Below are 12,579 nucleotides of genomic sequence, written 5' to 3'. Positions count from 1 at the left end.
CCCCCTAAAAATATAAACCAAATTTTTAAAATCAACGTGTAATGTGAGGGAAACGCGATGAGGTTAAGTCGTCGAGACTTTATGAAAGCCAATGCAGCTATGGCAGCAGCAACGGCAGCGGGATTAACCATCTCGGTCAAAAATGTGGTTGCGGCAGAATCCGAAATTAAATGGGATAAAGCAGTATGCCGTTTCTGCGGTACCGGCTGTGCCGTACTGGTAGGAACTAAAGACGGGCGTGTTGTTGCTTCGCAAGGCGATCCGGATGCGGAGGTAAACCGTGGTTTAAATTGTATTAAAGGTTACTTCTTACCAAAAATTATGTACGGAAAGGATCGTTTAACACAACCGATGCTACGTATGACAAACGGTAAATTCGACAAGAATGGGGATTTTGCGCCTGTTTCTTGGGATGTTGCCTTCAAAACCATGGCAGAAAAATTTAAAGAAGCCTTCAAAAAAAATGGTCAAAATGCGGTTGGTATGTTCAGTTCCGGTCAATCCACCATTTGGGAAGGTTATGCAAAGAATAAACTTTGGAAAGCCGGTTTCCGTTCAAACAATGTCGATCCGAATGCCCGCCATTGTATGGCATCTGCTGCTGTTGCGTTTATGCGTACCTTTGGTATGGATGAACCAATGGGCTGCTATGATGATATTGAACGTGCCGATGCATTTGTGCTTTGGGGTTCCAATATGGCGGAAATGCACCCGATTTTGTGGTCCCGCATCACGGATCGACGTATTTCCAATCCAGATGTGAAAGTAGCGGTTCTTTCTACTTTTGAGCATCGTAGTTTTGAACTTGCCGATCACGGTTTAGTGTTTACACCGCAAACCGACTTAGCGATTATGAACTACATTATTAACTATCTCATTCAAAATAATGCAATCAACTGGGATTTTGTTAATAAACACACCAAATTTAAACGTGGGGAAACCAATATCGGTTATGGTTTACGTCCTGAAAACCCGTTAGAGAAAGACACTAATCGCAAAACCGCAGGCAAAATGCATGATTCGTCCTTTGAAGAATTGAAACAATTAGTGTCGGAATATACCCTTGAAAAAGTGGCAGAAATGTCAGGGTTAGACAAAGCCCAACTTGAGAATTTGGCAAAACTTTATGCAGATCCAAACAAAAAAGTGGTGTCCTTCTGGACAATGGGCTTTAACCAACATTCTCGCGGAGTTTGGGCAAATCACCTGATCTACAATATCCATCTATTAACCGGCAAAATTTCTATCCCGGGTTGCGGTCCGTTTTCATTAACAGGTCAACCTTCTGCTTGTGGTACAGCGCGTGAGGTTGGTTCTTTCCCACATCGTTTACCAGCAGATTTAGTGGTGACGAACCCAAAACACCGCGAAACAGCCGAACGTATTTGGAAATTACCAAAAGGAACGATTTCTGAAAAAGTAGGTTTGGATACCATTGCACAAGATCGCGCAATGCACGACGGTAAAATGAACGTATTGTGGCAGATGTGTAACAACAATATGCAAGCGGGACCAAATATCAATGCAGACCGTTTACCGGGCTGGCGTAAAGAAGGCAACTTCGTGATTGTCTCTGATCCTTATCCAACAGTTTCCGCATTATCTGCCGACTTAATCCTTCCAACGGCAATGTGGGTGGAAAAAGAGGGCGCATATGGTAATGCAGAGCGCCGTACGCAATTTTGGCGTCAGCAAGTTAAAGCACCGGGAGAGGCAAAATCTGACTTGTGGCAGTTAATGGAATTTGCCAAATACTTCACAACAGATGAAATGTGGCCGGAAGAACTGCTTGCAGAAATGCCGGAATATCGCGGAAAAACCTTGTATGACGTTCTGTTTAAAAACGGTCAGGTGGATAAATTCCCATTAAGTGAATTGGCTGAAGGTCAGTTAAATGACGAATCCGAACACTTTGGCTACTACGTTCACAAAGGGCTATTTGAAGAATATGCCGAATTTGGTCGTGGGCATGGCCATGATTTAGCGCCGTTTGATATGTACCATAAAGCCCGTGGTTTACGTTGGCCTGTCGTCGATGGAAAAGAAACCTTGTGGCGTTATCGTGAAGGTTACGATCCTTATGTGAAAGAAGGCGAGAGCGTGGCATTTTACGGCTATCCGGACAAAAAAGCGATTATCCTTGCCGTACCTTATGAACCGCCGGCAGAATCACCGGATGCAGAATTTGATTTGTGGTTATCAACCGGTCGTGTTCTCGAACACTGGCATACAGGCAGTATGACTCGTCGCGTGCAAGAATTACACCGCTCATTTCCAAATAATTTAGTGTGGATGCACCCGCTAGATGCCGAAGCGAGAGGGTTGCGTCATGGAGATAAAATTAAAATTTCATCCCGCCGTGGCGAAATGGTTTCTTATTTAGACACACGTGGACGTAATAAGCCGCCTCGTGGCTTAGTTTACACCACCTTCTTTGATGCCGGTCAGCTTGCTAATGTATTAACACTTGATGCAACAGATCCGATTTCAAAAGAAACCGACTTCAAAAAATGTGCAGTAAAAGTGGAAAAGGCTGCGTAAAAACAACATGAAAACCAACCGCACTTATCACTAGAATGTAGGAAAAGAAGTATTACGTATTCGTCAATATTTCGTTTCCTATTAAAAAGTGCGGTCAATATTTGAAGAGAAATGAAAAAGCTCACGCTAAATCCTGAACGCCGACGTTTTCTAAAAGAGACTACCCGCACTGCGGGTGGGCTTGTTGGCGTGGGAATTTTGCTGGGATTACAACAAAATCAAAGCTTAGCCCGTGAAGGGGTACCGCTACGTCCGCCATTTGCACTGCAAGATATGAAAGCATTTTCTGCTGCTTGTATTCGTTGCGGTCAATGCGTACAGGCTTGCCCTTATGATATGTTGCATCTGGCATCACTTCTGTCACCGGTAGAAGCCGGTACACCATACTTCATTGCGCGTGATAAACCCTGTGAAATGTGTCCTGACATTCCTTGTGCTCATGCTTGTCCAAGCGGTGCATTAGATCGTAATGCAACAGACATCAACGAGTCACGTATGGGATTATCCGTATTGTTAGACCATGAAACCTGTCTTAACTGGCAAGGTCTGCGTTGTGATGTGTGTTATCGTGTTTGTCCGTTAATCGACAAAGCAATTACTTTGGAAAAACAGCACAATCCGCGTTCGGGTAAGCATGCGTTATTCATTCCCACAGTACATTCCGATGCTTGCACCGGTTGTGGTAAATGTGAACAAGCCTGTGTATTGGAAGAAGCGGCAATCAAAGTCTTACCGATGGAGCTTGCCAAAGGAATGTTAGGCCAACACTATCGTTTGAGCTGGGAGGAAAAAGAAAAAGCCGGCCATTCTCTTGCGCCGAAAGACATCATTTCTCTACCCGCTCGTACGCCTGAAGCAGAGACGACAATACCGGAAGCAGCAGAACCTGTTTTGGCACCAATTTTAGAGGTAACCAAATAATGGCAGTAAATGCACCTAAGCATGCAGGCAGAGAAGCCCGTCAAAAATGGGGATGGTGGTATGCCAACCGCTTTTTGTTTTGGCGGCGTTTAAGTCAACTCAGCATTCTTGCAATGTTTTTAAGTGGTCCTTATTTAAATGTGTGGTTCTTAAAAGGTAATTACAGTGCCAGCCTGCTGTTTGATACGATTCCTTTAAGTGATCCCTTAATCACTGCTGAAAGCCTTGCTACGGGACATTTACCCAATGTTCTGACATTAATCGGAGCCATAATTATTGTACTTTGCTACTCAATACTGGGAAGTAAAGTATTTTGTGGCTGGGTCTGCCCATTAAATATCGTGACAGATACTGCAGCATGGTTACGTCGCAAACTTAGCATTCGCCAAACGGCGAAACTCTCGCGAGGATTACGCTACGGTATTTTAGCAATGATTTTAATCGGCAGTGCTGTAAGTGGAATGTTATTGTGGGAATGGATTAATCCCGTTGCAGCATTAGGGCGCGCTTTTATCTTTGGATTTGGCGCGACAGCTTGGTTAATCGCGGTAATTTTTCTTTTTGATTTGTTGATTGTCGAACACGGTTGGTGCGGACATTTATGCCCAATCGGTGCGACTTACGGCATTATTGGTGCCAAAAGTATTCTTCGAATTAAAGTTATTGATCGCAGCAAATGTGACAATTGTATGGATTGCTATAACGTCTGTCCGGAAGCACAAGTGTTACGTTCACCGTTACACGGAAAAAAAGATGATAGCCTACTTGTGCTTTCTAAAGATTGCATCAGCTGTGGACGTTGTATTGACGTTTGCGCTGAAAAAGTTTTTAAATTTTCAACTCGATTCAATCATTCAGGGGAGTGATTAATATGACCAATCAGGTATCTAAAATTTTAGTGGGATTAATGACCACACTTTTTGCCGGTTACTTAATGGCAAACGATGTTCAACCTATAGGTAAAGATTTAACTCAATCACCGGACAATATTACGCCGGCATTCCATACCGCACCGCGTGAAAGTGAGTTACCCGCATTAAATTATGTAAACCAACCACCAATGGTGCCGCATAGTGTAGCTAATTATCAAGTGACCAAAAATGTGAATCAATGCTTAAACTGCCATAGCCCTGAAAATTCACGTTTAAGCGGTGCAACCCGAATCAGTCCGACACACTTTATGGATCGTGATGGAAATATTGGTTCCAGCTCATCGCCACGCCGTTATTTTTGCCTACAATGCCATGTTTCTCAATCAAATGTCGATCCTATCGTACCAAATGATTTCAAACCGATGAAAGGTTACGGTAACTAAGAAGGAAGGATTATGTCAGAGAAAAAACCAAATTTCATTGTGCGCTTTTGGCGTTGGTTTCGTAAACCAAGCCGTCTAGCCGTGGGAACAATCATTACTCTTGCTTTTATCGGCGGTATTTTATCTTGGGTAGGTTTTAATTACGGCTTAGAGCAAACGAATACTGAAAAATTCTGCGCAAGCTGCCATATGAATGATGCCTATCCGGAATATCTTCACAGTGTACATTACCAAACCCGTACCGGTGTGGGAGCGAGCTGCCCAGATTGTCACGTACCACACGAATTCGGGCCGAAGATGAAACGCAAAATCATTGCAGCAAAAGAAGTCTATGCCCATTACACCGGCAAAGTGGATACATTGGAGAAATTTAATCAACATCGTTTAGCAATGGCAGAAAACGAATGGGCACGAATGAAAGCCAACGACTCTCAAGAATGTCGTAATTGCCATAATGTAGAGCGAATGAATTTCAATGCACAACGTTCTGTTGCCGCGAAAATGCACGAAAAAATCAAAACAGAGGGGAAAACCTGTATTGATTGTCATAAAGGTATTGCCCACCAGCTACCTGATATGAGTAATGTAGAATCCGGGTTTAAAAAAGAAACATCGGATAAAACAGAAAAATAATCAAATTTTAACCGCACTTTATATGAATATCGGCACCTTTCGGTGCCGATTTAATTTCCATAAAATGTTTCTATATTAGAAATATATTTAAAGCCCGATACTTTCAACAAGATCGAGCTTTATTTCATCGTTAATAAAAAATATTAAGCTATTAATGGTGTTTTTAGTTAGTTGAAATAATCCCTAAACATTTTAACTGTGGTAGTTGATTTTCTACAAATCCGTTGTAAATTACTTCCATTCTGGCTTTGCCTTCCTCGTCCTTTTCCAAGGTTTTCCCATCTTCTGCCATAAACAAACCGTTTTCCTTTAATAAACTCCAAGCGAAATCCAATTGTTTTTTCTTCGTAAGCCCCTCAATATGGGCAAGTAAAAACCAACGCTGTACCATATCAAGGTTGTGCGCTCCGCCTGTAATTGGACTAGCAAGATAGTTAATACTGAATTGCGAAGAACGGGATTGCTCCAGTACGTAACGATTAAAGGCTTCACAATGTGGACGCGCTTGCTCAATTGCCTCTTCTGATTGCACTACAACCAAATTATTTTTACCGGCAAGTATAGCTAAAACCGTAAAAATATCCATTTCATTAAAATGATCTTTTAGTGCTTCAACAATATCTTTAACCGAGTGGATTTTATGATCCTGCAGTATATCCAATATTGGATTAAATAAATCCACGTTCAAATCAACACTCAAATGGCTTGAAGCTTTCATTTCAATTTGCTTACGAGGAGTATGTAGCAAGACACGCAATTTTTTCCATGCCTGTTTTTGCTCATAACCATTTAATCGACGTGTACCTTTTACCCAAAAATCCTTGCGGAATTGTTTATTTAAGATAAAGTCTTTAACCGTTTGAGCAAATGACGGCTCACTAAAACCAGCCATAAACTCTCGTTGTTCTTGGTTGTAGAGAGTTTCGTGAAAATCGTCTAAATAGTTACTGGAACAAGCGAAAGTCAATTTGGCGGATTCCAACCATTTTTGCATATCGGCAAAATACATCGGTTGCCAATCTTTATTCAGATATTCGTGGGCTACATAATGTGGATCATGGTTTTTAAGTCGTTCAACTCGAGAAAGTAATTCCGGTGATTTTTGTGTTAGATGGGGGCTTTGAGCGAACACTTTACCAACAAACTCTATACTATCCTTAATATTTTGTTGGCGACTATTGGAATGTGCGGTCATTGTATTGTGATGTTGAAGTAATAAATGACGTAGTGGCGATGGCGCAGACCACCCAGGCAAGGTATTATAACTGATATATAAGATGCCGCCGACTTTTAGTTTGCGACGAATAAAATCGACCACAATGGCGCGGTTTTCATCAGAAATCCAAGACCAGATGCCATGTAAACCGATAAAATCAAACTCAGGTAAATCATCACGCTTACAAAATTCATTAAAACCCTGATCAGCAATTAACGCACCGTTATTCGTCACATCAGAAAGATAGCGGGCAAAATTGGCTTGAGATGGATTAAAATCCGTTGCATACCATTTAGCATGACCAGCGGCCGCATGTACATTAACCGATATACCTTGCCCAAATCCAAGCTCACAAGCGTTATACTGAGAAGTTGAAACTGACTCCGGTAACGCAATTCCCGCCATTAAAAAAGGAATAATGGCATTATTAGGATTGAGTTCCGAATAATAACCAAAAGTATAGTTTATATCGCTAACATAACCTTCTGACCAACTAGACATAAGAGATTCTCCCATTAGTTTTATATTATTAAATAATTTTTATAAATATCGAATATATTTACTAATACATTATGAAACCCGCACACTATACTTTATTTTTAAGCTTTAGTCGTTAAAATTAAATGAATTTTTATATTTCACTCTAACTAAGATATTAAAAAGTGCGGTCAATTTCGACCGCACTTCTTGGTTTTTTCAGTATTATGTAACAAAATCATGTTTGTGCAACTGCTACATAATGTCGGTTTTTTGAGGAATAGGAAAATTATTCTGCTAATTCCACTTGCTCATGAGCCATTAATTCTTGCCCGACATCATCAAGTAAAGTGAGATAACGTTCATATTGTCTCAATATATCAGCAATCAGCTCATCTTGATCCATATATTGCACATCGTAACCGACACGACCATCAAAGAAATAGGTGTAAGGTTCATAAGTCGTACTATGTTGAATATGCGGAAGGTTTTCATCATTAATTAATTGTTCGGAGACTTCACGCCCCACAGACTTAATCCCATACATAAAATCACGCATGGATTCTTTCTGAATGACTAGCTCCACTGCTGGTTCTTCTTGCTCAAACAATGTATTAACTTGCACGCTTAGATTATATTTGCCAATAAGCTCTTGGCGTAGTTCGCGCACTGCCGGTAACGCGATATGTTTTAAAAAACGTAAAGTATCTTTTTCCTGTGTTTGGCTCATCATTTGTTCCAAGCGGTCTTTCCATTTTTCCCCCGTCCAGAAAATACTGGTTGGATTAACTTTAGTCGTAAAGTATTTTTTATCTGCATTTAACCCTTTCCACAGACTAAAACACATCACTAACATCAATACAGCAAAAGGTAATGCCACCATTAATGTCATGGTCTGCAAATTTGCTAAACCACCTGATTTCATTAATACAATCGCCACAACAGACATTAGGACACCCCACATTACTGTCTGCCAGTTCGGTGAAATAAGACTTTTATCACGAGAAGCAATATTGTTTAAAACATAAATCCCCGAATCCGCCGAAGTGATAAAAAATAGCGAAATAACGATCAAACTCACCAAACTACTAACAGCAGGCAATGGTAAATAATCAAGAAACTTAAATAGTAGCGTTTCCGGTGATGAAATCATTTTTCCCAGCGCGCCGGCTGCCTCACCATCATTTAACCAAATAGCCGTGTTACCAAATACTGTAAACCAAAGGATACCGAATACACTTGGAATGACCAATACCCCAAAAATAAATTCACGGATAGTACGACCTCTGGAAATACGGGCGATAAATAACCCTACAAATGGTGCCCATGAACACCACCACGCCCAATAAAGTACCGTCCACCCACTAAACCAAGCTGTATGTTCTTGCTCATACGCATAGGTTTTAAAACTAAGTTGTACTAAATTACTGAAATAAGTGCCAATGTTGTCGCTAAATGCCGAGAGTAAATAAAGTGTTGGTCCGGTAACCAGTACAAAAATGAGTAATAAAAATGCCAATGTTAAATTCAATTCACTGAGCATTTTCACTCCTTTTCCCACACCTGAGATAGCAGAAAAAACTGCTAGGCTCATTACCACTGCAATCACAATAATTTGTAACGTAAACGTATTTTCACTCACCCATCCCATTTGGTGTAATCCGGCACCTAGCTGGGATGCCCCGAAACCTAAAGTAGTAATAATACCGAATAAGGTAGCAAGCAATGCCATAATATCGATGAGATCGCCTACTTTCCCATTGATGCGATCTTTCAACAACGGGTAAAAACAAGAGCGTAACGCTAACGGCAATTTATAACGGAAACCGAAATAAGCCAAGGCTAATGCAATTGTGCCATATACCGCCCACGCATGAATGCCCCAATGGAATAAAGTATGTAATAACGCCTCTTGTTGTCGATGCTCTGCCGGTCCGCTGGTAATTTCCGAAAGATAATGGGCTAATGGCTCAGCGACACCAAAGAACATCAAGCCCACTCCCATACCGGCAGCAAATAACATAGCAAGCCAAGAGAGGAAACTAAATTCAGGTTCTTCCTCATCACTACCAAGTTTAATATTCCCCAAACTACTTACGGACAAAATGAGCAAAAATCCTAAAAAAACTGAGAATACCAACACATAAAACCAGCTAAAATTTGCAAAAATGCCTGCTTTCGCTTGGTTTAATAATGTTTGAGTGTGATCCGGTGCGATTAAAATCATCGCCACCAGTAATAAAACAAAAAATAACGTTAATCCGATTACAAAAGGATTAAATGACGTTCGCTTTTCCATAAATTGAGATAAAGACAAACCTTTTCCCCTTAAAATAAAGTCTATAAATTAAAAATTCGATTTATTCAAAACATTGCCGTTAAGCAAAAAAGTGTGTAGTGGAATCACTACAATGGACAGCACATAGAAGTGCGATTTTGGTAGAAACACTCAGTAGGCATTGAGAGATTGTTTCTAAAAACGGGGTGAAGTCTATCAAAAAATGATGATTATTTCAAATTAGTGGATATTGACAATTAAAAGTGCGGTGAAAAAACACTGACATTTTCCACCGCACTTGAAAGAAAACCTATATCCGTTCTTCAATAATTCCCCCACCTAAGCATACCTCATCCAGATAAAATACTGCGGATTGTCCGGGCGTTACGGCAGCTTGAGATTCATCAAAAACAACACGGATGGTTTCATCATTAATAGGTTCTATCACGCAAGGAATATCCGTTTGTCGATAGCGGGTTTTCACTGTGCAACGTAAAGATTCACAAATCGCTTGACGATCCACCCAATGGAGCTGTTTGGCAATTAACCCTTTGGAAAATAAACGTGGATGATCATGACCTTGAGCCACAATGAGTTCGTTATTTTCCACATCTTTATCCACCACATACCAAGCTTCGTCACCGGCATTTTTCAATCCACCAATACCCAAGCCTTTACGCTGTCCCAAGGTATGGTACATTAACCCCTCATGACGACCAATCACCTCGCCGTCCACTGTGCGAATATCCCCAGGTTGTGCCGGTAAATAACGTGCTAAAAAATCCTTGAATTTACGCTCACCTATAAAACAAATTCCAGTTGAATCTTTCTTTTTTGCCGTAATCAAACCTAGCTCTTCGGCAATCGCACGCACAATCGGTTTTTCAATTTCCCCCACAGGAAAGAGACTTTGCCCCACTTGTTGATGGCTTAGGGTATATAAAAAATAGCTTTGATCTTTATTGGTATCCAAACCACGTAATAATTTGGCTTGATTGTCATCACCAGAGCGACGAACATAATGCCCCGTGGCGATATAGTTTGCGCCGAGATCTTCTGCCGCATATTCTAAAAATGCTTTAAATTTAATTTCTTTATTACATAAAATATCAGGATTCGGTGTTCGACCGGCTTTGTATTCCGTTAAAAAATGCTCAAATACGTTATCCCAGTATTCTGCGGCAAAATTGATTTTATGCAGTTTAATTCCGAGCTTATCGCACACCGCCTGCGCATCTGCTAAATCTGCTGCTGCGGTACAATAATCCGTATCATCATCCTCTTCCCAATTTTTCATAAACAGGCCTTCTACTTGATAACCTTGCTGCTGAAGGATAAAAGCAGATACGGATGAATCTACTCCACCGGACATACCGACAATGACTTTTTTAGCGGCGTTCTCAGTTAATTGCTCCGCCGTAAGTTGCGGGAAATGATTTTCGTAAGTTTGTGATTTCATAATGTGATAGTAAAAATTTCGCTAAATTAAGTATTCGGGCATTCTACCGCAAATCAATTAAGAGTAAAAATGCCCAAGAATTTCGGGCATTTATGGTTATATTCATGATCATTTCATTGTCCGTCTGGCAGTGACCGTTTTTCCACAGATCCCCCAATTATCCATATCAACTTCATCAATAATCACGACCGTTGTTTCGGGGTTTTTATTCAACACTTTTTGTAATAACTGTGTTACCCCTTCGATTATTTCCGCCTTTTGCTGTGCCGTCGGCGCTTCCTTCCCTCCGGTTACTTTAATATTGACATAAGGCACATTAATTTCTCCAAAATTATTTCACTTCATAAAATGACGAATCATCATTTTTCTTTGCGAATTTTTGTTCATACTCCGCTTTCGCTTTTTCATCCCCCGAATCAAGTTTTGATTGAAGCGTATCGCAAGGCTTATCACAATCACAGGCTTTAGCGATGCCTAACGTGGATAAACCGCCACAGCTACCTTTTAAGCTCTGTTTTTTGATGATAAAACCAATAGACATCAATAAAATAATCGCAACAAATACGATGAGGGTAAAAAATAAAGTTTGCATGATTAGTCCTTTGTTTCCATTAGTTTTTTAAATGCAGATGATATTTTCGTTTCAAAGCCATTTGCGGTTTTGATAATTAAATATATTGCGATATCATTTTTCTCTGCCACTTCAAGGGCTTTTTCTTCCCCGAGTACAAATAACCCCGTTGATAAACCGTCTGCCGTCATAGTTGTTGGAGAAAACACCGTGATAGAGGCAAGATGATGTTGAATCGGGTAACCGGTTTTCGGATCAATTTCATGGGCAAAACGTTTACCGTTTTCTTCAAAATAAATACGATAATCGCCGGACGTTGCCATTGCCATATTATTTAAACCAATCACATTTTCGACCGCTCTTTCTCCCGTCATATTAGGCTTTTCAATGGCAATTTGCCAAGGTTTCCCTTCTGCATTCTTTCCTTTAGCTCGAATTTCACCACCAATTTCTACCATATAGTTTTGTGCATTAAGCTGTTCTAACTTCTCTGCAACTTGATCCACGCCAAAGCCTTTCGCAATGGAAGAAAGGTCAATATAGACTTGCGGAACTGATTTACTTAATGTTGGGATATTACCACTCATATCAAGTGTGATTTTATCAAGTCCGACCCAAGCTTGACGCTCGGCGAGTTGTTCCGCAGTCGGTTGACGCTCAGGGCGTTTTTCCGGACCAAATCCCCATAAATTCACGACCGGCCCAACGGTAACATCAAGTGCCCCCTCCGTGACTTGATGTAATTGAATTGCTTCTGCCAACACTTTCGCAAAATCTGCCGAAATTTCGATAGGTGTGTTTACCTGCGTATTTTGGTTAAAACGGCTCAATTCCGAATCCTTGATATAGGTGGACATTTTTGCATTGACATCTTTTAGAATGTATTCAATCTGTTCGTGGGTATTTTGTAAATTTTCACTCACAGAACCATCATCAATATATTTAACATGATAGGTTGTACCCATGGTTTTACCACTTAGCGAGATCACCTCAGGATCTTTCTTACAAGCTGCCAATGAGCAAGCAAAAGCAACAACAAGTAGTCCGCTCAATATTTTCTTCATTTATTTTTTCCTAATGAGATGAATTATAGGCAAACTGACTTTTCAATCAGCTTGCCTGTAATCTGAATAACAATAAGGGCGTACTGAATACGCCCATAGAAAAC

General features: G+C 40.6%; 11 protein-coding genes. 5 read left to right on the top strand and 6 right to left on the bottom strand.

All coding sequences use genetic code 11. The features are described from left to right. Positions 1 to 57 precede the first annotated feature (57 nt). The 5 genes from napA to A3GE_RS0105780 all read left to right on the top strand — a co-directional run bounded on the left by napA (position 58) and on the right by A3GE_RS0105780 (position 5,410). Positions 58 to 2,541 (top strand): nitrate reductase catalytic subunit NapA, encoded by a 2,484-nt coding sequence (gene napA, locus A3GE_RS0105800; protein WP_026215411.1) that lies wholly within the window; start codon positions 58 to 60, stop codon positions 2,539 to 2,541. Between the two features lie 111 nt (positions 2,542 to 2,652). Further along, positions 2,653 to 3,462 carry a ferredoxin-type protein NapG gene (gene napG / locus A3GE_RS0105795; protein ID WP_018356324.1) on the top strand — a complete coding sequence of 270 codons (810 nt, stop codon included), beginning with the start codon at positions 2,653 to 2,655 and terminating at the stop codon, positions 3,460 to 3,462. Next, positions 3,462 to 4,328: a quinol dehydrogenase ferredoxin subunit NapH gene (gene napH / locus A3GE_RS0105790; RefSeq protein WP_018356323.1), complete on the top strand. Its 867-nt coding sequence runs from the start codon at positions 3,462 to 3,464 to the stop codon at positions 4,326 to 4,328. The genes napG and napH overlap by 1 nt, the downstream gene beginning before the upstream one ends. Before the next feature lie 5 nt (positions 4,329 to 4,333). Next, positions 4,334 to 4,777, top strand: coding sequence for a nitrate reductase cytochrome c-type subunit (locus A3GE_RS0105785; protein ID WP_018356322.1), 444 nt, complete (start codon positions 4,334 to 4,336; stop codon positions 4,775 to 4,777). Between the two features lie 12 nt (positions 4,778 to 4,789). Beyond that, positions 4,790 to 5,410: a cytochrome c3 family protein gene (locus A3GE_RS0105780; protein WP_018356321.1), complete on the top strand. Its 621-nt coding sequence runs from the start codon at positions 4,790 to 4,792 to the stop codon at positions 5,408 to 5,410. 163 nt (positions 5,411 to 5,573) lie between these two features. Here A3GE_RS0105780 and A3GE_RS0105775 read toward each other — a convergent pair whose 3' ends face one another. The 6 genes from A3GE_RS0105775 to A3GE_RS0105750 all read right to left on the bottom strand — a co-directional run bounded on the left by A3GE_RS0105775 (position 5,574) and on the right by A3GE_RS0105750 (position 12,475). After that, on the bottom strand, positions 5,574 to 7,127 hold the full coding sequence (locus tag A3GE_RS0105775) for a methyltransferase regulatory domain-containing protein (RefSeq protein ID WP_018356320.1): 1,554 nt from the start codon (positions 7,125 to 7,127) through the stop codon (positions 5,574 to 5,576). Positions 7,128 to 7,392: 265 nt separating this feature from the next. Next, complete coding sequence (locus tag A3GE_RS0105770) at positions 7,393 to 9,420, bottom strand: BCCT family transporter (RefSeq protein WP_026215410.1); 2,028 nt, start codon at positions 9,418 to 9,420, stop codon at positions 7,393 to 7,395. A 271-nt stretch (positions 9,421 to 9,691) separates the two neighbouring features. Continuing rightward, complete coding sequence (gene mnmA, locus A3GE_RS0105765; RefSeq protein ID WP_018356318.1) at positions 9,692 to 10,840, bottom strand: tRNA 2-thiouridine(34) synthase MnmA; 1,149 nt, start codon at positions 10,838 to 10,840, stop codon at positions 9,692 to 9,694. Between the two features lie 108 nt (positions 10,841 to 10,948). Next, positions 10,949 to 11,155 (bottom strand): tautomerase family protein, encoded by a 207-nt coding sequence (locus A3GE_RS0105760; RefSeq protein ID WP_018356317.1) that lies wholly within the window; start codon positions 11,153 to 11,155, stop codon positions 10,949 to 10,951. Between the two features lie 16 nt (positions 11,156 to 11,171). Beyond that, positions 11,172 to 11,432, bottom strand: a complete 261-nt coding sequence (nqrM, locus tag A3GE_RS0105755) for a (Na+)-NQR maturation NqrM (RefSeq protein WP_018356316.1) — start codon at positions 11,430 to 11,432, stop codon at positions 11,172 to 11,174. Positions 11,433 to 11,434: 2 nt separating this feature from the next. Beyond that, the gene (locus tag A3GE_RS0105750; RefSeq protein WP_018356315.1) at positions 11,435 to 12,475 is read right to left on the bottom strand and encodes an FAD:protein FMN transferase; all 1,041 of its coding nucleotides are present in this window, start codon (positions 12,473 to 12,475) and stop codon (positions 11,435 to 11,437) included. Between the last annotated feature and the right edge of the window lie 104 nt (positions 12,476 to 12,579).

The organism is Rodentibacter pneumotropicus DSM 21403, assembly GCF_000379905.1.
In the GTDB taxonomy this organism is placed as follows: domain Bacteria; phylum Pseudomonadota; class Gammaproteobacteria; order Enterobacterales; family Pasteurellaceae; genus Rodentibacter; species Rodentibacter pneumotropicus.
Note: the sequence above shows the minus strand (reverse complement) of the source record. Positions and strands in the feature narration are given on the sequence as shown.

Coding starts and splice junctions, on each gene's coding strand:
- A3GE_RS0105750 (WP_018356315.1), bottom strand. CDS start 12,475: ATGAAGAAAATATTGAGCGGACTACTTGTTGTTGCTTTTGCTTGCTCA.
- mnmA (WP_018356318.1), bottom strand. CDS start 10,840: ATGAAATCACAAACTTACGAAAATCATTTCCCGCAACTTACGGCGGAG.
- napG (WP_018356324.1), top strand. CDS start 2,653: ATGAAAAAGCTCACGCTAAATCCTGAACGCCGACGTTTTCTAAAAGAG.
- A3GE_RS0105785 (WP_018356322.1), top strand. CDS start 4,334: ATGACCAATCAGGTATCTAAAATTTTAGTGGGATTAATGACCACACTT.
- napH (WP_018356323.1), top strand. CDS start 3,462: ATGGCAGTAAATGCACCTAAGCATGCAGGCAGAGAAGCCCGTCAAAAA.
- A3GE_RS0105775 (WP_018356320.1), bottom strand. CDS start 7,127: ATGTCTAGTTGGTCAGAAGGTTATGTTAGCGATATAAACTATACTTTT.
- napA (WP_026215411.1), top strand. CDS start 58: ATGAGGTTAAGTCGTCGAGACTTTATGAAAGCCAATGCAGCTATGGCA.
- nqrM (WP_018356316.1), bottom strand. CDS start 11,432: ATGCAAACTTTATTTTTTACCCTCATCGTATTTGTTGCGATTATTTTA.
- A3GE_RS0105780 (WP_018356321.1), top strand. CDS start 4,790: ATGTCAGAGAAAAAACCAAATTTCATTGTGCGCTTTTGGCGTTGGTTT.